At 52.0% G+C, this 21,597-nt stretch carries 18 protein-coding genes; all 18 read left to right on the forward strand.

Annotation, left to right across the window (positions count from 1 at the left end; genetic code table 11):
- Window positions 1-83: 83 nt before the first annotated feature.
- On the forward strand, window positions 84-4,409 hold the full coding sequence (locus NSQ73_RS12205) for a PolC-type DNA polymerase III (protein WP_340986612.1): 4,326 nt from the start codon (window positions 84-86) through the stop codon (window positions 4,407-4,409).
- Window positions 4,410-4,589: 180 nt separating this feature from the next.
- Window positions 4,590-5,057, forward strand: a complete 468-nt coding sequence (rimP, locus tag NSQ73_RS12210) for a ribosome maturation factor RimP (protein ID WP_171716069.1) — start codon at window positions 4,590-4,592, stop codon at window positions 5,055-5,057.
- A 26-nt stretch (window positions 5,058-5,083) separates the two neighbouring features.
- Window positions 5,084-6,181, forward strand: a complete 1,098-nt coding sequence (gene nusA / locus NSQ73_RS12215) for a transcription termination factor NusA (RefSeq protein WP_039295270.1) — start codon at window positions 5,084-5,086, stop codon at window positions 6,179-6,181.
- Between the two features lie 30 nt (window positions 6,182-6,211).
- Window positions 6,212-6,520 carry an RNase P modulator RnpM gene (gene rnpM, locus NSQ73_RS12220; protein ID WP_036692616.1) on the forward strand — a complete coding sequence of 103 codons (309 nt, stop codon included), beginning with the start codon at window positions 6,212-6,214 and terminating at the stop codon, window positions 6,518-6,520.
- Window positions 6,513-6,836 carry a YlxQ family RNA-binding protein gene (locus NSQ73_RS12225; protein ID WP_039295273.1) on the forward strand — a complete coding sequence of 108 codons (324 nt, stop codon included), beginning with the start codon at window positions 6,513-6,515 and terminating at the stop codon, window positions 6,834-6,836. Before rnpM ends, NSQ73_RS12225 begins: the two co-directional genes overlap by 8 nt.
- Window positions 6,829-9,537, forward strand: a complete 2,709-nt coding sequence (gene infB / locus NSQ73_RS12230; RefSeq protein WP_340989260.1) for a translation initiation factor IF-2 — start codon at window positions 6,829-6,831, stop codon at window positions 9,535-9,537. The genes NSQ73_RS12225 and infB overlap by 8 nt, the downstream gene beginning before the upstream one ends.
- Window positions 9,538-9,555: 18 nt before the next feature.
- Window positions 9,556-9,903, forward strand: coding sequence for a 30S ribosome-binding factor RbfA (rbfA, locus tag NSQ73_RS12235; RefSeq protein ID WP_039294844.1), 348 nt, complete (start codon window positions 9,556-9,558; stop codon window positions 9,901-9,903).
- Between the two features lie 27 nt (window positions 9,904-9,930).
- Window positions 9,931-10,911, forward strand: coding sequence for a DHH family phosphoesterase (locus tag NSQ73_RS12240; protein WP_340986613.1), 981 nt, complete (start codon window positions 9,931-9,933; stop codon window positions 10,909-10,911).
- Window positions 10,908-11,822 (forward strand): tRNA pseudouridine(55) synthase TruB, encoded by a 915-nt coding sequence (gene truB / locus NSQ73_RS12245; RefSeq protein WP_076246917.1) that lies wholly within the window; start codon window positions 10,908-10,910, stop codon window positions 11,820-11,822. Before NSQ73_RS12240 ends, truB begins: the two co-directional genes overlap by 4 nt.
- Window positions 11,823-11,858: 36 nt before the next feature.
- The gene (locus NSQ73_RS12250) at window positions 11,859-12,806 is read left to right on the forward strand and encodes a bifunctional riboflavin kinase/FAD synthetase (protein ID WP_340986617.1); all 948 of its coding nucleotides are present in this window, start codon (window positions 11,859-11,861) and stop codon (window positions 12,804-12,806) included.
- Between the two features lie 150 nt (window positions 12,807-12,956).
- Complete coding sequence (gene rpsO / locus NSQ73_RS12255) at window positions 12,957-13,226, forward strand: 30S ribosomal protein S15 (RefSeq protein WP_019910460.1); 270 nt, start codon at window positions 12,957-12,959, stop codon at window positions 13,224-13,226.
- A gap of 224 nt (window positions 13,227-13,450) precedes the next feature.
- Window positions 13,451-15,553 carry a polyribonucleotide nucleotidyltransferase gene (pnp, locus tag NSQ73_RS12260; protein WP_039294832.1) on the forward strand — a complete coding sequence of 701 codons (2,103 nt, stop codon included), beginning with the start codon at window positions 13,451-13,453 and terminating at the stop codon, window positions 15,551-15,553.
- Window positions 15,554-15,810: 257 nt separating this feature from the next.
- Window positions 15,811-16,797 (forward strand): polysaccharide deacetylase family protein, encoded by a 987-nt coding sequence (locus NSQ73_RS12265; RefSeq protein WP_340986619.1) that lies wholly within the window; start codon window positions 15,811-15,813, stop codon window positions 16,795-16,797.
- Between the two features lie 79 nt (window positions 16,798-16,876).
- Window positions 16,877-18,142, forward strand: a complete 1,266-nt coding sequence (locus NSQ73_RS12270; protein WP_042138111.1) for a M16 family metallopeptidase — start codon at window positions 16,877-16,879, stop codon at window positions 18,140-18,142.
- A complete protein-coding gene (dut, locus tag NSQ73_RS12275; protein ID WP_340986620.1) occupies window positions 18,120-18,566 on the forward strand; it encodes a dUTP diphosphatase in 447 nt (148 codons plus the stop codon). The genes NSQ73_RS12270 and dut overlap by 23 nt, the downstream gene beginning before the upstream one ends.
- Before the next feature lie 425 nt (window positions 18,567-18,991).
- A complete protein-coding gene (gene dpsA, locus NSQ73_RS12280; protein ID WP_042138106.1) occupies window positions 18,992-19,888 on the forward strand; it encodes a dipicolinate synthase subunit DpsA in 897 nt (298 codons plus the stop codon).
- On the forward strand, window positions 19,889-20,485 hold the full coding sequence (locus NSQ73_RS12285; RefSeq protein ID WP_039294817.1) for a dipicolinate synthase subunit B: 597 nt from the start codon (window positions 19,889-19,891) through the stop codon (window positions 20,483-20,485).
- A gap of 134 nt (window positions 20,486-20,619) precedes the next feature.
- Window positions 20,620-21,519, forward strand: coding sequence for a dipicolinate synthase subunit DpsA (gene dpsA / locus NSQ73_RS12290; RefSeq protein WP_340986622.1), 900 nt, complete (start codon window positions 20,620-20,622; stop codon window positions 21,517-21,519).
- Window positions 21,520-21,597: the final 78 nt, after the last annotated feature.

Consider the following 21,597-nt stretch of genomic DNA (forward strand, 5'->3'; position numbering starts at 1 on the left):
CTTTTTGAACCGGAAGCTTTTCTTACTATAATAGAATTATAGTAAGGATATAGCCAATTATTGCCGAGTTAGGTGGGGAAACCATGGAGCAAAGCGTGGAGAGAAGAAAAAGGTTCGAGCTGTTAATGAAGCAGGGGGAAATTCCGCCGGCCATCATTGATCCCTACTTTTTGGACGGGCAGATCGAACGTGTGGAAATCAGCCGCGGAAACCGTGACTGGCATATTGTAATTGCGAAAGACAGCCTGGTTCCGGCCCAGACCTACCGTACCTTTGTCCTTAGAATGCGTGAGAAGCTGCAGCATATTGCCAAAGTCAGCTTCTTGTTCCTATATGATGACACAATCAATAGAGCGGATATTGTACAGGAGTACTGGGGAATGTTCCTCGAGTGGGTCCAGCGTGAGATTCCATCCGTTAACGGATGGCTGACGCGCTCCAGTCAGGATCTGCAGGACGGTACGCTTTTGCTTAGCCTGAGCGATTCCATGTCTCTTGAACTGGCCCGTAAAAAGGGCATCGAAGCAGCCATTATTAAATATTATGATAAATATTTCGGGCTTACCCTTAAGGTGAAGCTGCAGATTGCCGAGAATGAGAACAAAGCGGATGCCTACGAGGAATTCCAGCAGAAGCTCCAGCAGGAACAGCGTGAACTGGTAGAGATGATGATGATGGCCAGTGAACCGGACGAGCCTGAGGAGCCCGGTGATCCGAATGAGGTAATTAAGCTTCAGATCGGGTATGAGATCAAAGAACAAGCCGTATCGATTCTGGACATCCAGGATGAAGAGAAGAAGATTACGATTCAAGGCACGATTTTTGGACTCGACACCAAAGAGCTGCGTAACGGCAACACGCTATATACCTTCTGCATTACTGACTTCACCGACTCTCTGCAGATGAAGATGTTTGCGAAGACCAAGGAAGACCTGAAAGTGATGGGGCAGCTGGCCAACGGTAAGTGGGTGCGGGCACGCGGCAAAGTTGAATACGACCGCTTCATGCAAATTCCGGAACTGGTGATGATCCCGTCGGATTTGTCGGAAGTCTCTGCACCGCCGGCGCGTAAGGACAATGCCAAGCAGAAGCGGGTGGAATTCCATCTGCATACCACAATGAGTACGATGGATGCAGTGGCAACCATCACCGATTATGTCAAAACCGCTGCGAAATGGGGACACCCGGCACTGGCTGTTACGGATCACGGTAATGTCCAGAGCTTCCCGGATGCGAACCATGCTGCACATAAGCATAAGCTCAAAATGCTCTATGGTGTGGAAGCCAACGTCGTAAATGATGCTGTAAACATCGTGGAGAATGCACAGCCCCTGGAGCTCAAAACAGCAACCTATGTCGTATTTGACATCGAAACCACCGGTCTGTCGATCACGCGCAACAATATTACAGAGCTTGCAGCAATTAAAATGTGCGAAGGCAAAGAGCTGGACCGTTATACAACCTTCGTTAATCCGCATGAAAAGATTCCTTACCATATCCAGCAGCTGACCAACATTACCGATGAAATGGTCAAAGACGCTCCTGATCTGGAACCTGTACTTAAGGAGTTCGTCCAGTTTGTAGGTGACAGCATTCTGGTAGCCCATAATGCTCGGTTTGATATGGGGTTCATTCAGGCTTCCCTGAAGAAGCTGGGCCAGCCGCAGCTGCCGAATCCTTCACTGGATACGCTGGAGCTTGCGCGTTTGCTATTCCCGACCATGAAGAACCACCGGCTCAATACACTCGCTGACAAGTACAAAGTGCTGCTGGAGAGCCATCACCGGGCGGTGGACGATACGATTGCCCTGGGCGGTATCCTCAATGGATTGCTCGCGGATGCGGAGAAGATGAAAGGGTTAACCCGGCTTGACCGGCTGAATGATTATGTAGGCAATGACCTCTCGAATGTACGGCCGTTTCACTGCGGCATTTATGCACTGAATCCGACCGGCAAAAAGAATCTCTACAAGCTGATCTCCATGTCGCACACGGAGTATTATAAACGGGTACCCTGTATCCCCAAATCGAAGCTTGAGGAGCACCGGGACGGGCTGATTGTCATCTCCGGCTGTGAGCGCGGCGAGTTCTTTGAAGCGGTGCTGAACAAGACGGTGGAGGAGGCCATTGAGGTCGCCCAGTTCTATGACGTTCTGGAGATTCAGCCGCTGACCATGTACATGCATCTGGTGGATAAAGGCTTCGTGGCCAGCGCCGAGGATTTACGCGGTGTTGTGCGCAAGATATGTGAAATCGGCGACCAGATGAACAAGCCTGTCATTGCCACCGGCAACGTGCATTACCTGGAGCCGCGTGACAAGCTGTTCCGTGATATTACAATTCACGGGATTACCGGCTTCAGTCCGCTGAAGGACCAGCGTAAACCAGATGCCCATTTCAGGACCACCGAGGAAATGCTTACGGAATTTGAGTTCCTGGGCCCGGAAAAAGCGATGGAGGTCGTGGTCACCAATACCGTGGAGCTGGCCGAACGTTTCGAGGAATATGATCTGTTCCCGAGCGAGCTGTTCACCCCGATTATTGAAGGAGCGGATGATGAGATCCGCAATACCTGCTATGAGACAGCCAAATCAATTTACGGCGAGGAATTGCCGGAGGTTGTAGTAGCCCGTCTGGAGAAGGAGCTTGCGCCGATTATTAAATACGGCTTCTCTGCCAACTATCTGATCTCGGAACGGCTCGTTAAAAAGTCGAACCAGGATGGATATCTCGTCGGCTCGCGTGGATCGGTAGGGTCGTCTGTTGTTGCAACGTTCCTTGGTATTTCTGAGGTTAATCCGCTGCCGGCCCACTATATCTGCACGAATTCGGAGTGCAGGCATAGTGAATGGTTCCTTGACGGCAGCGTGCCGAGCGGTTTCGACCTGCCGGATAAGGCCTGTCCGGACTGCGGCGGTAACCTGAAGGGGGAAGGCCAGGATATCCCGTTTGAGACGTTCCTGGGCTTCAAGGGGGATAAGGTTCCCGATATCGACCTTAACTTCTCCGGGGAGTATCAGCCGAATGCCCACAATTTTACCAAAACGATGTTTGGACCTGACAATGTATTCCGGGCAGGCACCATCGGTACCGTAGCTGAGAAGACCGCCTTCGGGTTCACGAAGAAATATGAAGAGCATCACCAGAAACGCTGGCGCGGAGCCGAGATAGGCCGTCTGGCGGCCGGCTGCACGGGTGTGAAGCGCAGTACGGGGCAGCATCCCGGCGGTATCGTTGTTTTGCCGGATTATATGGAGATTGAAGATATTACCCCGGTGCAGTTCCCGGCGGATGATGTTACGGCTGAGTGGAAAACAACCCATTTTGACTATCATGCCTTCGATGCCAACCTGTTGAAGCTTGATATTCTGGGCCATGATGATCCGACCATGATGCGCATGCTGCAGGATCTGACCGGCGTGGACCCGACCACCATTCCGATGAATGATCCGAAGGTGATGAGCATGTTCAACTCCACAGATGCGCTCGGGGTAAGACCGGATCAGATCCGGACCCCTGTAGCCACCTACGGAGTGCCGGAAATGGGGACGAAGTTTGTCCGCCAGATGCTCGTAGAAGCCAAGCCTTCCAGCTTTGCCGACTTGCTGCAGATTTCAGGCTTGTCCCACGGGACCGGCGTGTGGCTGGGGAATGCCCAGGAGCTCATCAAGAACAATACCTGCAACATCAAGACGGTTATCGGCTGCCGTGATGATATCATGCTCTACCTGATTTATAAGGCGGATATGGATGCCAGCCTGGCCTTCAAAATTACGGAAAGTGTGCGTAAAGGGAAGGGGCTTCCTCCCGAGTGGATCGAAGAGATGAAGAAATGCAAGGTGCCGCAGTGGTACATTGATTCCTGTCTCAAAATCCAGTACATGTTCCCGAAGGCGCATGCGGCAGCGTATGTCATCTCTGCAGTGCGGACCGCCTTCTTCAAGCTGTATTATCCGATTGAATATTATGCGACTTACTTCTCTGTCCGTGCCGCTGATTTTGATATTGATCTCTGCTGCAAGGGATATGAGGCTATTGGGCGCCAGATCGTAGAGATCGAGCAAAAAGGCTTCCAGGCGCTGCCGAAGGAAAAAGCGATGCTTCCGGTTCTGGAAATGGCACTGGAGATGACTGCCCGCGGCTTCACCTTCAAAAATATCGATCTGTACCGTTCCGATGCCACCAAATTCACGGTTGACGGCACCAGCCTGATTCCGCCGTTCTCTTCGCTTGCGGGTATTGGCGACAATGCCGCGATCAATATTGCGGCAGCCAAGGATGCCGGCGAATTCCTCTCCATTGAGGACTTCCAGCAGAAATCCAAAGCCAGTAAAACGGTGATTGAGCTGCTGAACGGAATGGGCTGCTTCCGCGGTCTGCCGGAGAGCAACCAGCTGTCATTATTCTAAATTTCGCTGCAAATCATGCTTTGAAATAAGGGAGTCAAGGGCTGGTACTTGTCAGTGCAGACTCACTATGGTATAATTTTTTTGGTAATAATGAGATAAGTCCGTTGTGTAAAGAGTGGGGAAACCCACTCTTTATCTTTGGTATATAGCAAAAGACAAGTTCGTGGAGGTAATCTTCTTTTGAGCACACCCAAATCCAAAATTAAACAGACGGTAGAGCAGCTGCTTGGGTCCTATCTCGAGGACAATGGTTTCGAACTGGTGGACGTTGAATACGTGAAAGAAGGCTCCAATTGGTTCCTGCGCGTATTCGTAGATAAAGAAGGTGGCATCGATATTGATGACTGCGGCACCATCAGCGAATATATCAGCCAGAAGCTGGATGAGAATGATCCGTTTCCCGAAGCTTATTTCCTTGAGGTTTCCTCGCCCGGAGCTGAACGTCCGCTCAAGAAAGCTGCGGATGTTGCCAAAGCGGTTGGCAAGGATGTATATGTAACGGTGTATGAGCCGATTCAAGGACTCAAAGAATTCGAAGGTCGTTTGCTCTCGTTCGAGAACGAGGAACTGCTCATCTCCGCGGGCAAAAAAGAACATCTAGTACCGTACGCCAAGGTCGCCAGTGCGAGATTGGCCATTATTTTTTAACGTCTTGAAAGGGGGACCGGAATTTCATGAGTATGGAGTTTATCGAAGCTATGAATGAACTGGAAAGGGAGAAAGGCATCAGCAAGGATGTGCTGTTTGAAGCCATCGAAGCTGCGCTGATCTCCAGCTATAAACGCAATTTCAATGCGGCGCAGAATGTGCGTGTGGATATGAACCGCAACACAGGCGTAATCAAGGTTTTTGCCCGCAAGCTGATTGTGGAGGAGGTTCTGGACTCACGGACAGAGATTTCTCTGCCGGGAGCCCGGGAGATCAACCCGCATTTCCAGTTGGAGGATATTGCCGAACTCGAGGTTACACCGCGTGATTTCGGGCGCATTGCTGCCCAGACTGCCAAGCAGGTTGTTACACAGCGTATCCGCGAAGCGGAACGCGGACTTATCTATAACGCTTTTATTGACAAGGAAGATGATATTGTTACCGGCCTTGTCCAGCGTCAGGATATGCGCAACATTTATGTGGATCTTGGTAAAATCGAGGCGGTTCTGCCGCTGGGCGAGCTTATGCCGGGCGAGAAGTTCAAGCAGAGCGAGCGTATCAAGGCTTATATCACCAAGGTGGAGAATACGACTAAAGGACCGCAGATCATGCTGTCCCGCAGTCATCCGGGTCTGCTGAAGCGTCTGTTCGAGCTGGAAGTACCGGAGATTTTTGACGGAGTAGTTGAGATTCGTTCCGTTGCCCGCGAAGCCGGCTTCCGTTCCAAAATCGCCGTGTTCTCGCGTAATCCCGAAGTCGATCCCGTTGGTTCCTGCGTAGGCCCTAGAGGTACACGTGTTCAGACCATCGTAACCGAACTTCGCGGCGAGAAGATTGATATCGTAAGGTATTCCGAGCTTGTGCAGGAGTATGTGGCCAATGCGCTCAGCCCGTCCAAAGTACTTGAAGTTCAGGTCTTTGAAGCTGAGAAAATGGCGCGTGTCATCGTTCCTGATTATCAATTGTCGCTGGCGATCGGCATCAAGGGGCAGAATGCCCGTCTTGCTGCTAAGCTGACCGGCTGGAAAATTGATATCAAGAGTGAGACTCAGGCAGAGCAGGAATACGGCAGACCCAGAACTTCTAATGATGAAATGCATCAGGATTCCGTCTCCATCGATTAATGAATCTGCTGACTGACGGGAGGCGCTACTATGAAGCAAAGAAAGGTGCCGCTGCGCAAATGCGTTGCCAGCCAAGAGATGATGCCCAAAAAAGAGCTGATTCGCGTGGTGAGAACGCCTGAGGGCGAAGTGCTCATTGACCTGACGGGCAAGAAGTCGGGCCGTGGCGCTTATATCTGCGGTAAACTGGAATACTTTAAGCTGGCACAAAAGACCAAAGCACTTGACCGAGCATTGAAATGTCAAGTGAGTCCTGAAATCTATGCCCAGCTTGCCCGGGATTTTGCATCCGTGGAGGAGCAATTTTTGGCAGCGAAGGATAGTGAGGACAATGAGTAAGACTCTTTCTTATTTAGGGCTTGCGATGAGAGCAGGCAAGATTGTCACCGGCGACGAGGCTGTGCTTAAGGCAGTGCGGTCTTCAGAGGCGAGGCTGGTCGTCCTGGCAGGTGACGCTTCAGATAATACCCAAAAGAAGTTCCGCGATAAGTGCGGGACCTACGATATTCCACTAGTAATCGCATTTCACCGGGATGAACTCGGTGCAAGTATTGGTAAAGACCAGCGCGTAGTGCTGGCCGTTACGGATAAAGGATTCGCGGAAATGATCTCCAGAACGCTTGGAGATACTGTCGGAGGTGGAGTTATTGACTAAAGAAGACAATAAGGATAAACTGCGCGTGTATGAATACGCGAAGTCTCTGAACATGAGCAGTAAAGAAATCATTACAATTCTGAAGCGTTTGAATGTCCCTGTGAATAATCATATGAGTGTCATGGAGAATGGCTCCGTGAACAAAGTTGAACAGTTCTTCAAGGACATCAAGTCAAACGCTGCAGCCAAGCGGGACACCGGCACCAGCAGCCGTCCGGTAACCACCGGCGCGGTAACAGCCGAACCCCAAAGTGCTCAGAATGCCAACAAAAATCAACCGGAAAAGCAGGTAGGTATGAACAGTAACCAAAACAACAACCAATCGACGACGTCCCCAAGGCCCCAAAGCGGACAAGATTCCCGCAGAACACAAACAACAGGTACAGCGCAAAATTCACGCCCGCAAGGCAGCTCCACTGGTAGCCGCCCACAAGGCAGCTCCACCACTGGCAGCCGCCCGCAAGGCAGCTCCACCGGCGGCAGCCGTCCGCAAGGCAGCTCCACTGGCGGCAGCCGTCCGCAGGGCAGCTCCACCACTGGCAGCCGTCCACAAGGCAGCTCCACCGGCGGCAGCCGTCCGCAAGGCAGCTCCACCACTGGCAGCCGCCCGCAAGGCAGCTCCACCGGCGGCAGCCGTCCGCAGGGCAGCTCCACCACTGGCAGCCGTCCGCAAGGTCAAGGCGGCGCGCCCCGTACAGGTGACCGTCCACAAGGTCAAGGTACTGCACCACGCACGGGCGACCGCCCGCAGGGTCAAGGCAACGCAGGCGGAGATTTCTCCCGTGGCGGTGACAGAGGTCCGAAGAAGAATGCTACTGGCGGCAGACCGAACAATAACAGCGGCCAGAAACGTTTTGATGACGGCAAAGGCGGCAACTTCCGCGGCCGTGGCGGCAAGAACAACCGCGGCAGAAACCAGCCGATGGTACACCGTGAGAAGATTGACAACACACCGAAGAAGATTATTGTCCGCGGCAGCATGACGGTTGGTGAGACCGCGAAGCTGCTTCACAAGGATGCTTCGGAAGTGATTAAGAAGCTGATCTCGATGGGCGTTATGGCCACGATCAATCAGGAGCTTGACATCGACACGATCCTTCTTCTGGCCGGCGAGTTCGGTGTAGAAGTAGAAGTGAAGATCCCGGTAGATGAAGACAGCTTCGAAACCGTGGAAGAGAATGATTCCGACGATGATCTGCAGTCCCGTCCTCCGGTTGTAACGATCATGGGTCACGTTGACCATGGTAAAACAACCTTGCTCGATGCCATCCGTTCCACGAACGTAACTGGCGGAGAAGCAGGCGGAATTACGCAGCACATCGGTGCTTACCAAGTCGAAATCAACCACAAGAAAATCACGTTCCTTGATACACCTGGCCATGAAGCGTTCACCGCTATGCGTGCCCGTGGTGCCCAGGTTACGGATATGACGATTATCGTTGTAGCTGCCGATGACGGTGTTATGCCGCAGACGGTAGAAGCGATCAACCATGCCAAGGCGGCCGGACTTCCGATCATTGTTGCAGTTAACAAGATCGACAAGCCAGGTGCGGACCCTGATAAGGTGAAGCAGGAGCTTACAAGCTATGAGCTGGTTCCGGAAGAGTGGGGCGGCGATACGATCTTCGTCAACCTGTCGGCCAAACAGCGCATCAACCTGGAAGAGCTGCTGGAAATGATTCTGCTCGTTGCTGAAGTAAATGAGTACAAAGCGAACCCGGACAAACGGGCACGCGGTACTGTTATAGAAGCTGAGCTTGACAAAAACCGTGGACCGGTTGCCCGTATTCTCGTACAGAACGGTACGCTGAAAGTCGGCGACGCCTTTGTAGCAGGTAACTGCTTCGGACGCGTACGTGCCATGGTCAATGACAAGGGACGCAAAATCAAAGAAGCGGGACCTTCCACACCAGTGGAAATTACCGGTTTGACTGAAGTGCCGCAGGCGGGCGATCCGTTTATGGCCTTTGAAGATGAGCGCAAGGCCCGTGCGATTGCGGACAGACGTTCGACTACGCAGCGCCAGTCTGAGCTGAACACGAACACCCGTGTAACATTGGATGATCTGTTCAAGCACATCAAGGACGGAGAGATCAAAGATCTCAACGTGATTATCAAGGGTGACGTACAAGGTTCGGTAGAGGCGCTGAAAGGCTCCCTGGCCAAGATCGAAGTTGAAGGTGTTCGCGTGAAGATCCTTCACAGCGGTGCCGGAGCGATTACGGAATCCGACATTACCTTGGCAGCAGCATCCAACGCTATTGTTATCGGCTTCAATGTTCGTCCGGATACCCAGACGAAAGCTGCAGCAGAGCAGGAGAAAGTGGATGTGCGTCTGCATAACATCATCTACAATGTAATCGAAGAAATTGAAAGTGCCATGAAGGGGATGCTTGATCCCATCTACAAAGAGAATGTTATCGGCCATGCTGAAGTGCGCAATGTGTTCAAAATCAGCAAAGTGGGTACCATCGCAGGTTGTATGGTTACTTCCGGCAAAATTGCCCGCAACGCTGAAATGCGCCTGATCCGCAGCGGTATCGTTGTCTTCACAGGCAAGATCGACACCTTGAAACGTTTCAAAGATGATGCTAAAGAAGTGGCGCAGGGTTATGAATGCGGCATAACTTTGGAACGCTATAATGATGTCGTTGAAGGCGACATTATCGAAGCGTTCATTATGGAAACGGTAGAGCGCTAAGCGAAGAGGTGAATATAGATGTCTAAAATCAGAGCCGGACGTGTTGGCGAACAGATTAAGAAAGAACTGAGCCAGCTCATCCAAAGCGGACTGAAGGACCCGCGCGTCGGGTTCGTAACTGTAACTGGCGTAGATGTGACAAATGATTTGTCACAGGCCAAGGTATACCTGAGCGTATTCGGGGACGAGGAGCAGAAGTCAGACTCGCTCAAGGCGATTGAGAAAGCTAACGGCTTTCTCCGCTCGGAGCTTGGCAAAGCAATCCGCCTGCGCCATACTCCAGAGCTTATCTTCAAGATTGACGAATCCGTTGCTTACGGAAGTCATATTGAGAAGCTGCTCGGAGAAATCGGCAAAACCGAATAGAGCTACGGAACATAAAGGAGACGGCGAATGCAGAGCTATGAACAAAGTCTCCAGCAGACCCGTAAGTTTCTGCTGGAAAACGACGATTATCTTGTAGTGTCGCATGTTCAGCCGGACGGAGATGCAGTCAGCTCCACCCTCGCGGTGGGCTGGCTTCTCTCATGTCTGGGCAAAAAATATTGTATGCTGAACGAGGGCCAGATTCCGCAGCGTATGGAATATTTATGGCATGCCGATCAAATTGTCAATCTGTCTGCTGCGGGCGAACTGCCGCGCCAGTACAGCAATGTCATTTGTGTCGACTGTGCGGATTTTCAGCGTGTAGGACTTACCCAGCGTCATTTCACCAGTGATGCACTTATCGTAAATATAGATCATCATCCCACCAATAATGGGTACGGTGCCGTAACGCTCATCAAGCCGGATGCGGCTGCGACAGCAGAGATTCTGTTCGACCTGCTGAAGACGTTTGAGGTGGAATGGGATATCGATATTGCCACGGCCATTTATACCGGACTCTTAACAGATACCGGCGGTTTCCGTTATAACAACACTTCTCCTAAAGTGATGGCAGCTGTATCCGAACTGCTGGCACTAGGCGTGAATGGACCTGAACTGGCTGAGACCCTGCTTGAAGAGATGACTCTCCCGCAGGTGAAGGTGCTCAACCGGGCACTTAGTACACTGCAGCTCAGTCCTGAAGGGGATATTGCCTGGGTGTACGTCACACCGCAGGATATGCTGGATTGTAATGCGGCCAACGAGGATCTTGAAGGGATTGTCAATTATCCGCGTAATATCCGCGGTGTTGAAGTAGGCATTCTGTTCAAGGTAATCGATGAGCATGCGGTGAAGGCCAGCCTGCGTTCAGCAGGTAAGGTCGATGTCGCAGCGCTGGCGCAGGTCTTTGGCGGCGGCGGGCATACACGTGCTGCGGGTGCCCGCATTAACGGAAGTCTTGAAGAGGCGGTAGTGCAGGTGCTTGAGGAGGTTAAACGTCATCTATGAGTGAACTTACAGGTGTTCTGGCCGTATATAAGCCGGCAGGGTTCACTTCACATGATGTTGTGGCCAAGGCGCGTCGGATTCTAGGCATGAAGCGGATAGGACATACCGGTACACTTGATCCCCAGGTGACCGGAGTGCTGCCCCTGTGCCTGGGACGGGCCACGCGGGTGGTTGAGTACATCCAGGAGCTTCCCAAGGAGTATGTTGCTACGCTGCGGCTGGGACTTGCCAGTGATACTGAGGATTTAACAGGGACGATTACGGAATCAGTTGAAGAGGTTCAGGTTACGGAAGCTGAAGTGCTGGCTGTGCTGAATTCCTTCAAAGGCGTGATTTCACAGGTTCCTCCGATGTATTCCGCAGTGAAGGTGGATGGTAAGCGCCTGTACGAGCTGGCCAGAGAAGGCAAGACGGTGGAACGTAAAAGCCGTGAAGTGGAAATTTATGAGATTGAAATGCAGGATATGGTCTGGAGCGGCAATTATCCCGATATTACGTTCCGGGTATTATGCTCCAAAGGAACGTACATCCGTACCCTATGCGTGGATATCGGGCGTGCGCTTGGAGTGCCGGGTGTGATGGTGAAGCTGGAACGGACCATGTCGGCTGGGATATCTGCCAGTCATTGCCTGACCCTGGAGCAAATTGCCGAACATAAGGAAGCTGGTACGCTGGAAGAGCATTTAATTGCCGCCGATGAGGCGATTTCGCATTTGCCCAGACATACAGTAGCCGAGGAGAAGAAGAAAGCCGCCCTGCAAGGGCAGCGTCTGTCACTCCGCTTTGTGGCACCTGAAGTGAAGGGCAGCGGAGATTTCAGGCTCTATGATCTGCAAGGGGAGTTTCTGGGCATCTATGCTTTAGAAGCTACCGGTGCGATTGCTCCTGTTAAAGTGTTTGCACAGGCTTAAACTTTAATTTATTTGTGAATGTAGGTGAGAAACAGCGTGAGAACCGTAACCTTAAGCTATCCTATGTTGCCGGAGACGGCAGCAGAGTGGGCGCAGCCTCAAGTAGTTGCCCTGGGGCAGTTCGACGGACTGCACCGCGGACATGCCAGCGTAATAACATCTGCTGTAGCTCTTGCCCGCCAGGCAGGTGTACCTGCAGCTGTCATGACCTTTTATCCCCATCCTAAGGATGTTATGGGTAAGGGTGACTATGAAGGATATTTGACACCTTCCAGGGACAAGCAGGAGCTGCTTGCCGGGATGGGCGTTGATATTTTATATATTATTGCATTTAATGAAGAACTCTCCCGGGTTAGCCCGGTGGACTTTGTCTCTGTAATGCTGCTGCCGCTGCAGATTGTAACCGCCGTTGTCGGTTTCGACTTCCGGTTCGGCTACAAGGGCGAAGGTGATGCGGATACGCTTCGGGAGCTGGGGCAGGGTGTTATGAATGTAGAAACGGTCTCCCCGTTTCTTCTCGAAGGGGAGAAGGTCAGCAGCTCCGGCATCCGCAAGTGCCTGCTGACCGGGGAACTGGATAAAGCCAATGCCTGGTTTGGACGTTGTTATCACCTGCGCGGAATTGTAGGACATGGAGAGAAGCGGGGCCGGACCATCGGGTTTCCAACGGCGAACCTGCAGCTCGAAGACCGCTATGTCATTCCGGCCAAAGGCGTGTATGCCGTCAAGGTATTTTACAAGGAAGATGTATTGTACGGTGTGATGAATGTCGGCGTGAAGCCTACGTTTCATGACGGGATGATTACTCCAAGCTTCGAAGTGCATCTGTTTGATTTTGCGGGAGATATTTACGGGCAGGAGCTTAAGGTAGAGCTGGTATCCTTTATCCGTTCTGAACGCAAGTTTGAGTCCATCCAGGCCTTAATCGCCCAGATCGGCGCAGATGCCGAGACAGCCAAAGGGCTTCTGGGATATCATTCCTAATCTTTCCCGGACATGCCGTTTACTTTTGTCTTTGAAGGTGCTATACTGATTAACGTTGCTGGAATGACAGCAGCATAACCTTAGCTTGGTTGCTTGTTCTCACCGACGGTGACGAGGCTACTGGCGATTATAATGAAGGAGGTGAACAGGATGGCATTGACTCAAGAACGTAAACACCAATTGATCGACGAGCACAAAACTCACGAATCCGATACTGGATCCCCTGAGGTGCAAGTTGCTATCCTTACGGAGAACATCGTTAATTTGACTGACCACTTGCGTACGCACAAGAAGGATCATCATTCCCGTCGCGGACTGCTGAAGATGGTTGGACAACGTCGTAAACTGCTGGCGTATTTGAAGAACAAAGACATCAGACGTTACAGCGCCCTGATCGAAAAACTGGGATTGCGTCGTTAATATTCCATAAGATCAACCCTAAAGCAGCCTGGTTGTATACCGTATGTCCTTCTTACGAGCGACAGCGGGACAGCCGGGTTGCTTTTTGAAAATTTAGGGTAAACTTTTACAGTAGATAAGTGGATATTATTCGCAAAAAACGGCTAGATCACCTCATGGAGGACAAGCCGTTTTTGCTTGTAGAACATACAGAACAAAATTACTATCATTCAAGGAGGGGTTTTATGGAACAACGTGTGGAAATGCAGCTGGGCGGAAGACGCCTTGTGCTGGAAACAGGCCGTCTGGCCAAACAAGCGAACGCAGCCGTTATGGTGCGGTACGGAGATACTTCAGTATTGTGTACGGTTACAGCATCCAGTGAGCCTAAAGATCTGGATTTCTTCCCGCTTACGGTGAACTATGAAGAAAGATTGTACGCAGTGGGTAAAATCCCGGGCGGATTCATCAAGCGTGAAGGACGTCCAAGTGAAAAGGCGATCCTGTCGAGCCGTCTGACCGACCGGCCGATTCGTCCATTGTTCCCGGAAGGGTTCCGCAATGACGTGCAAGTCTTGAACCTGGTTATGAGCGTGGATCAGGACTGTGCGCCTGATATCGCAGCTATGATCGGTACTTCTGCTGCTCTGAGTATTTCCGATGTGCCTTTCAACGGTCCAATCGGGGGCGTAGCTGTAGGCCGTATTAATGGTGAATTCATCATCAACCCTGATGTAGCCCAGCAGGCAATCAGCGATATCTATGTCGTTGTAGCCGGTACTAAGGACGCCATCATGATGGTGGAAGCTGAAGCCAATGAAGTCACTGAAGATGTTATGCTTGAAGCGATCATGTTCGGACATGATGAAGTCCGCAAGATCGTAGCTGTAATCGAGCAACTCGTCGCCGTTGCCGGCAAAGAAAAGATGGCTGTGAAGCTGCATGCGGTTAACGCTGATGTAAACGCACAGGTTCGCGCTTACGCAGAGAGCCGTCTGGTTGACGCCGTGAAGATTGCCGAGAAGCATGCCCGTCAGGATGCTATCGATCTGGTTAATAATGAAACGGTGGAGTATTTCGCAGAGAAATACATAGAGACACCAGAACTTCTTAAAGATGTTAAGGAAGTGCTGCATGATATCGTGAAGGACGAAGTAAGACGTCTGATCACGCATGATAAGGTACGTCCGGATGGCCGTAAGCTGGATGAGATTCGTCCGATTGAATGCGATACAGCGCTGCTGCCGCGTACACACGGTTCCGGTCTGTTCACACGCGGACAAACACAGATCCTTAGCGTTTGTACACTGGGCGCGCTGGGGGATGTACAGATTCTTGACGGAATCGATCCGGCTGAAACCAAGCGCTTTATGCATCATTACAACTTCCCTCCGTTCAGCGTAGGGGAAGCCCGTCCGCTGAGAGCACCGGGACGCCGCGAAATCGGCCACGGCGCACTGGGTGAACGCGCATTGTCCAAAGTGATTCCAAGTGAAACTGAATTCCCGTACACCATCCGTCTGGTATCGGAAGCCATCGAATCCAATGGTTCGACTTCCCAGGCGAGCATCTGTGCCAGTATCCTGGCGATGATGGATGCAGGGGTGCCCATCAAGGCGCCGGTTGCAGGTGTTGCTATGGGTCTGATCAAAGACGGAGAGCATGTCTCCATCCTGACAGATATTCAGGGTATGGAAGATCACCTCGGCGATATGGACTTTAAGGTAGCGGGAACAGCGGAAGGCGTAACGGCGATTCAGATGGATATCAAAATCGACGGCATCGACCGTAAAATTCTGCAGGATGCGCTCCAGCAGGCCAAAGAAGGACGTATGTTCATCTTGGGTAAAATGAATGAAGCGATCTCTGCACCAAGAACAAGCCTGTCCAAATATGCTCCAAAAATCATTATCATCAACATCAATCCGGACAAAATCCGCGATGTTATCGGTGCTGGCGGTAAGATTATTAACAAAATCATTGAAGAAACCGGCGTAAAGATCGACATCGAACAGGATGGCCGTGTCTTCATCGGCTCCTCCAACGAAGAGATGATCCAGAAGGCCCGTGGCATTATCGAAGGTATTGTGCGTGAAGTACAGGTCGGCGAAATTTATGTCGGTACAGTTAGACGTATCGAGAAGTTCGGCGCATTCGTTGAACTGATTCCGGGTAAAGACGGCCTCGTTCATATTTCCCAGCTGTCCACAGAACGTGTGGCTAAAGTGGAAGATGTTGTTGCCATCGGCGATACCATTACCGTTAAGGTAACCGAAATCGATCAGCAGGGCCGCGTCAATCTGTCGCGCAAAGCTGTGCTGACTTCGGAAAGCGGAGCGAAGGCGTAAGAAATAGCCTCGCCTGCGGTTTTCCGGTAATCTAATTAAATGTATGAAGAAGAGACAGAAGCTTTACCGTTCTGGCTCTTTTTTTCTAGCAATTAATCGGCAGTACTCAGGTGCGGATTGTATATGGCAGTGGGCTGCACTCTATGCGTTTATGCATATTCGGCGCTTTTCATACATAGGCTGGGACAAAGCGTCCTTGCACTTCTACCCTTGTGCCGGGACGGATCAGACCGTTTCTGCCGGGGAGGAAAGACGTCATGAAGACGGACAAAGCAGCGCTTGTGCTGGCCTGCATCGCAGTAGTAATCGGGATCGGCAGCACGAATGGACCGGTCAAAGAGATGATTGCCGGGCTTAAGCCGCAGGCCGATAAGGCCGTGCTGAGCTATGTGCCAAAGCAAACGAACGATGAATTGCGCGCACAGATTGCCGGCAAGGCAGCGGAGCTGAATGCGCAGCCTGTTGATGCTGTCGTTGACCGGGTGTGGAAAGCCATACCGGGGTACAACGGACTTGAGGTGGATGTGGAGGCAACCTACCGGAACGCGCTTTTGCGGGGGCCGGCGGACAGCCTTAAACTGGTGTACCGCCAGACAGAGCCGAAGGTATCGCTGAGTGATCTGGGAGCGCAGCCGATCTACCGGGGCAATCCGGCCAAACCGATGGTGTCGCTGATGATTAATGTAGCGTGGGGGAACGAGTATATTGTGCCGATGCTGGATATTCTGGATGCGGAGAAGGTCAAGGTAACCTTTTTTCTGGATGGAAGCTGGCTTAGTCATAACAAGGAGCTTGCAGCCGAAATGCTGAAGCGCGGACATGAAGTGGAGAACCATGCCTACACCCATCCCAACATGAGTACACTCAGCCGCGCGCGGGCAACGGCCGAGATTGAGAAGACACAGAAGCTGCTGAAGGATAGCCTGGGGGTAACCAACAAATGGTTTGCTCCGCCTTCAGGTGATTTTAATCAGCAGACGGTGGAGATTGCAGCTTCGCTGGGACTAAAAACGGTCTTATGGACGCTTGATACGGTCGATTGGCGACATCCTTCTCCGGATTCGGTTATTGCCAAGATCAGCAGCAAAGCGGAGCCCGGAACCCTGGTACTGATGCACCCTACAGACTCCTCTTCCCAGGCGCTGAGGGGAATGATCCGCGGGATTAGAGCCAAGGGTCTGCAGCTGGGAACCGTCAGTCAGACACTCTCAACAGAGCGTATTACACCTTCGGAAGTTGAGTGAACGGACTATTTCTGATAGGATAAGAGGCGCGAATAATAAATACAGACAGATACAGGGGCTGTGCCAGGAGGATTTTACATTGGACAAAATATTATTATCGAACGGACTTCGGGTGGTTACCGAGAAAATCCCGACCGGAAGATCCGTATCCTTCGGAATCTGGGTCAAGACGGGCTCACGCAATGAGAACCCGCTGAACAACGGGATTTCCCATTTCATCGAGCATATGCTCTTCAAGGGAACTGACCGGTACAGCGCGAAGGAGATCGCCGAACAGTTTGATGCGATTGGCGGCAACGTCAACGCGTTTACCTCGAAGGAATATACATGCTATTATGCCAAAGTGCTGGATGAGCATCTGCCGATTGCTGTGGATGTGCTTGCGGATATGTTTTTCCGTTCACGGATGGATGCCGAAGAGCTGGCCAAGGAGAAGAATGTCATTCTGGAGGAAATCTCCATGTGCGAGGACACGCCGGATGATCTGGTCCATGAGCTGATGTGTGCCGCTGCCTACGGCGAACACCCGCTGGCTTACACGATACTCGGACTCAAGGAACGTCTGCTGGAAATGACGCCGGATGACCTGCGTGCATACATGAAAGAGCAGTATACGATCGAGAATACGGTAATCAGCGTAGCCGGAAATATTAATGACGGGCTGATTGAACTGCTGGAGCAGCATTTTGGCTCGTTCGCGAATCACGGTGAATCGCCTTCGCTGACTGAACCGGATTATCAGGGGGAGCTGGTCTTCCACAAGAAGAAAACAGAGCAGAATCACATCTGCATCTCCTTGCCCGGTGTGAAGAGCGGCGGCCCGCTGCAGTATCCCATGGCTCTCTTAAACAATGCCTTCGGCGGCGGCATGAGCTCGCGGCTGTTCCAGGAAATCCGTGAGAAGCGCGGTCTGGCGTACTCAGTATTTTCGTATCATAGTGCCCAGGCCGACAGCGGCTTGTTCACCGTATATGCCGGCACAGCGCCGAAGCAGACCAAAGAGGTTACCGAGCTGATCAAAGAAATGCTGCACGATCTTGCTGTGAACGGCCTGAGTGAGGATGAACTCCGCAAAGGCAAGGAGCAGCTGAAAGGCAGTCTGATTCTGAGTCTGGAAAGCACCAGCAGCCGGATGAACCGGATGGGCAAAAACGAGCTGATGCTTGGACGGCAGGATACCCTCGATGAGATGATTGCCAAAATAGGGGCCGTGACCATGGAGGATATCAATGCGCTGCTGGACTTTATGTTCGCACAGCCGTTGTCTCTGGCTATGGTAGGCTCAACAGATAAAGCGATAGCCAATGTTAGGAGAGATGATCTTGTCTTATTACGTTCAAATTAACAAGCTTCCCGGGAATGAGGATGTGCAGCTGCCCTGCAAAATGTCCGAACAGGCCTCAGGGTATGACCTGTATGCCGCTGTAGCAGAGGCTGTGGTGCTTGCTCCGGGCGAGCGTGCATTAATCCCCACTGGAATCTCCCTGGCCATGCCGGACGGGCTGGAGGCGCAGATCCGTCCGCGCAGCGGCCTGGCCCTGAAGCACGGCATCACCTGCCTGAATACCCCGGGTACCATCGATGCGGATTACCGTGGTGAGATTAAGGTGCTGCTGATCAACCTGGGTCAGGAGCCGTTTGCGATTGCCCGGAATGAGCGGATTGCCCAAATGGTATTCCAGGCTGTGCCATCTGTAACGCTGGTGGAAGTCGGTGAGCTCTCTGAAACGGAGCGCGGCGCCGGCGGCTTTGGACATACGGGTAAATAATTAGCGCGATCAATATTTATGATTAATTTAAAAAGCTTGCGGAACTGCACCTTCCTGGTGCGTAACCGCAAGCTTTTTTTAAATTTTGTCATATGCATAGATGATTTAGCTTCTATTTGGCTGAGCCGTTAGTCTGTCTTGCACAGCTATCTCATACTGCTTCTCCCGCGGGGCATCCCGGCAATCGATAATATCCTGAACCGTTGTATAGGCTTCGATATCAGGGCTAATTGCATTAGCCGGATCACGGCTGGGATCAGCCCGGATGAATTTATTATTTTAGTTGATTACAGATTGAATATTGCAGAAACTCAGTGATTTATTTCGGCGCTGGCTGGAATTCATCTCCGCTCTTCACCCATCCGCACCACACGGCATAAGATGCTCTATAGTCGAATGTGTATGTGGAAAGGAGCGTCATCCCTATGCTTACTGGCATCAGGATCGTGTTCCTGGGCGGGGACGCGAGACAAATTGAAGTGATTCGGAAATGTGTGGAAATGGATGGGTCGGTAAGCGCTGCCGGGTTCGACAAGTGGGATGCCCCAAGCCCGGGGGTTAACCTGGAACAAATGTCGGCAGAATTACTCAGCAGCGCAGATGTGCTGGTGCTGCCGGCTGTCGGCTGCGATGATGAGGGTTATATTAATGCGGTATTCGCTTCAGAACGCCTGCAACTGCTGGAAGAGCATATTGCTGCGCTGCCGTCCCGGGCTATCGTGTATACCGGCATGGCCAAAAGCTATTTGCGCGGCCTGTGTGCCAGACATTCACTCAAGCTGGTGGAGCTGCTGAACCGGGACGATGTGGCCATTTACAATTCAATCCCCACAGCTGAGGGTGCACTGGTTATGGCCATACAGAATACCGATTTCACCATCCATGGTTCTACCTCCATGGTGCTCGGAATGGGCAGGACGGGATTCACCATGGCCAGGGCACTGCAAGGCATGGGTGCAAGTGTAAAAGTTGGTGTAAGGAAACAGGAGCATTACGCAAGGGCAGAGGAAATGGGCTGGAAGCCGTTTATGACCGGAGATCTGCTGCTTCACGTACCGGAAGCGGATCTGATCTTCAATACCATTCCGAGCATGATTATTAACGCACAGGTTCTATCGCGTCTTCAGCGGCACTGCGTGATCATCGATCTGGCTTCCGCACCGGGCGGGTGCGATTTCCGCTATGCCGAGAAGCGCGGGATCAAGGCGATGCTGGCACCGGGACTTCCCGGTATTGTGGCCCCCAAGAGCGCCGGAATCATTATGGCTAATGCACTGGTACAGTCGTTATCAGGCGAGACTTCAATCAGGGGGGACGAATAAATGGATTGGCATGGAAAAACAGTTGGTTATGCAATTACCGGCTCTCACTGCACCTTTGCCGAGGTAATGCCGCAGATTCAGCGGTTCATGGATGGCGGCGCCAACGTGGTGCCGATTGTATCGGCATCTGTGCTGAACACGGATACGCGCTTTGGCACATCGGAAAATTGGTTAAAACAGTTGAAAGATATAACGGGGAATGATATCATTTCTACAATTGTTGAAGCGGAACCGCTGGGTCCTTCGAAGCTGCTGGATGTACTTACGATTGCTCCCTGCACAGGGAACACAACAAGCAAACTGGCGAATGCCATGACGGACAGTCCGGTGCTGATGGCTGCCAAATCGCAGATGCGCAACGGGCGTCCGCTGGTGCTGGCGATCTCCACCAACGATGGCCTGGGCCTGAATGCGGCGAATATAGCTAAGCTGCTGGTAACTAAGAATATTTATTTTGTGCCATTCGGCCAGGATAATCCGGTTGCAAAGCCTAACTCGCTTGTCGCCCGGATGGACCTTATTCCTGAGGCTTGTTATGCAGCCCTGCAAGGCAGCCAGCTGCAGCCTATGATTATCGAACGGTTTCATTCAGCATAGCATTACGGCTCTTCACAGCAGCCAAGCACATACGTAACATATCTGCCGTCCTCATCCTGAGGGCGGTTCAACACTTTATTCAGCAGGTTAAGGCTGGAGCATTGATCAGGGTTGAGGAAAGGGGCATCTTCCTTATGCTTACTGGCATCAGGATCGTATTCCTGGGCGGGGACGCAAGACAGCTCGAAGTGATCCGCAGATGCGTAGAGATGAGTGCGGCGGTAAGTGCCGCGGGGTTCGACCAGTGGGAGACTCCGGTTCCGGGGGTGAGTCTGGAACCGATGAACGCAGAACTGCTCGGCACAGCCGATGTACTGGTGCTGCCCGTGGCAGGATGCGATGAGGAAGGAAAGCTTAACGCGCTGTATTCCTCCGGTCCGCTGCAGCTGCTGGATGAACATATCGCGGCGCTGCGGGCAGATTGTATAGTATATACTGGTATGGCCAAAGATTATTTGCGCGCCTTGTGTTCCAGGCATTCACTGAAGCTAGTGGAGCTGCTGGACAGGGATGATGTGGCGATATACAATTCTATCCCTACAGCGGAAGGCGCGCTGGTAATAGCTATTCAGAATACCGATTTCACCATACATGGCTCCAATTCATTGGTGCTGGGCATGGGCAGAACCGGTTTCACGATGGCTAGAACCCTGCAAGGCCTTGGAGCCAGGGTATCCGTGGGGGTCAGGAAGCAGGAGCATTATGCCCGCGCAGAAGAGATGGGCTGGAAGCCTTTTATGACCGGAGCATTGCAGCTTCATGTGGAAGAGGCTGATCTGATCTTCAATACTATTCCCGGTATGATGCTTACGGCGGAGGTTCTATCGTGTCTGCCCGGGCATTGCGTAATTATCGACCTGGCTTCGGCTCCGGGCGGCTGTGATTTCCGGTACGCGGAGAAGCGCGGGATTAAGGCAATCCTGGCTCCGGGCCTTCCAGGAATTGTCGCACCGGCAAGTGCAGGGAAGATTATGGCTGGCGCATTGCTGCAGTCGATTTCGGACGAGGTTCTGCATACGCTAGGCAATGAATGAACCGTTAGAGATTAACACTTGTATTCAGTATTTCAAGGTATGCACCCAGCGCAGCAAGAGCCGTTCTCTATGAAGGTA

Source organism: Paenibacillus sp. FSL R10-2736 (assembly GCF_038000245.1).
Classification (GTDB): Bacteria; Bacillota; Bacilli; order Paenibacillales; family Paenibacillaceae; genus Paenibacillus_AQ; species Paenibacillus_AQ phytohabitans.

What these genes read in the sequence shown, in the direction of transcription:
- rbfA (WP_039294844.1), top strand. Translation starts at nt 9,556, where the DNA reads ATGTCTAAAATCAGAGCCGGACGTGTTGGCGAACAGATTAAGAAAGAA.
- nusA (WP_039295270.1), top strand. Translation starts at nt 5,084, where the DNA reads ATGAGTATGGAGTTTATCGAAGCTATGAATGAACTGGAAAGGGAGAAA.
- dpsA (WP_042138106.1), top strand. Translation starts at nt 18,992, where the DNA reads ATGCTTACTGGCATCAGGATCGTGTTCCTGGGCGGGGACGCGAGACAA.
- dpsA (WP_340986622.1), top strand. Translation starts at nt 20,620, where the DNA reads ATGCTTACTGGCATCAGGATCGTATTCCTGGGCGGGGACGCAAGACAG.
- NSQ73_RS12265 (WP_340986619.1), top strand. Translation starts at nt 15,811, where the DNA reads ATGAAGACGGACAAAGCAGCGCTTGTGCTGGCCTGCATCGCAGTAGTA.
- NSQ73_RS12240 (WP_340986613.1), top strand. Translation starts at nt 9,931, where the DNA reads ATGCAGAGCTATGAACAAAGTCTCCAGCAGACCCGTAAGTTTCTGCTG.
- rpsO (WP_019910460.1), top strand. Translation starts at nt 12,957, where the DNA reads ATGGCATTGACTCAAGAACGTAAACACCAATTGATCGACGAGCACAAA.
- NSQ73_RS12225 (WP_039295273.1), top strand. Translation starts at nt 6,513, where the DNA reads ATGAGTAAGACTCTTTCTTATTTAGGGCTTGCGATGAGAGCAGGCAAG.
- truB (WP_076246917.1), top strand. Translation starts at nt 10,908, where the DNA reads ATGAGTGAACTTACAGGTGTTCTGGCCGTATATAAGCCGGCAGGGTTC.
- rnpM (WP_036692616.1), top strand. Translation starts at nt 6,212, where the DNA reads ATGAAGCAAAGAAAGGTGCCGCTGCGCAAATGCGTTGCCAGCCAAGAG.
- NSQ73_RS12285 (WP_039294817.1), top strand. Translation starts at nt 19,889, where the DNA reads ATGGATTGGCATGGAAAAACAGTTGGTTATGCAATTACCGGCTCTCAC.
- NSQ73_RS12205 (WP_340986612.1), top strand. Translation starts at nt 84, where the DNA reads ATGGAGCAAAGCGTGGAGAGAAGAAAAAGGTTCGAGCTGTTAATGAAG.
- pnp (WP_039294832.1), top strand. Translation starts at nt 13,451, where the DNA reads ATGGAACAACGTGTGGAAATGCAGCTGGGCGGAAGACGCCTTGTGCTG.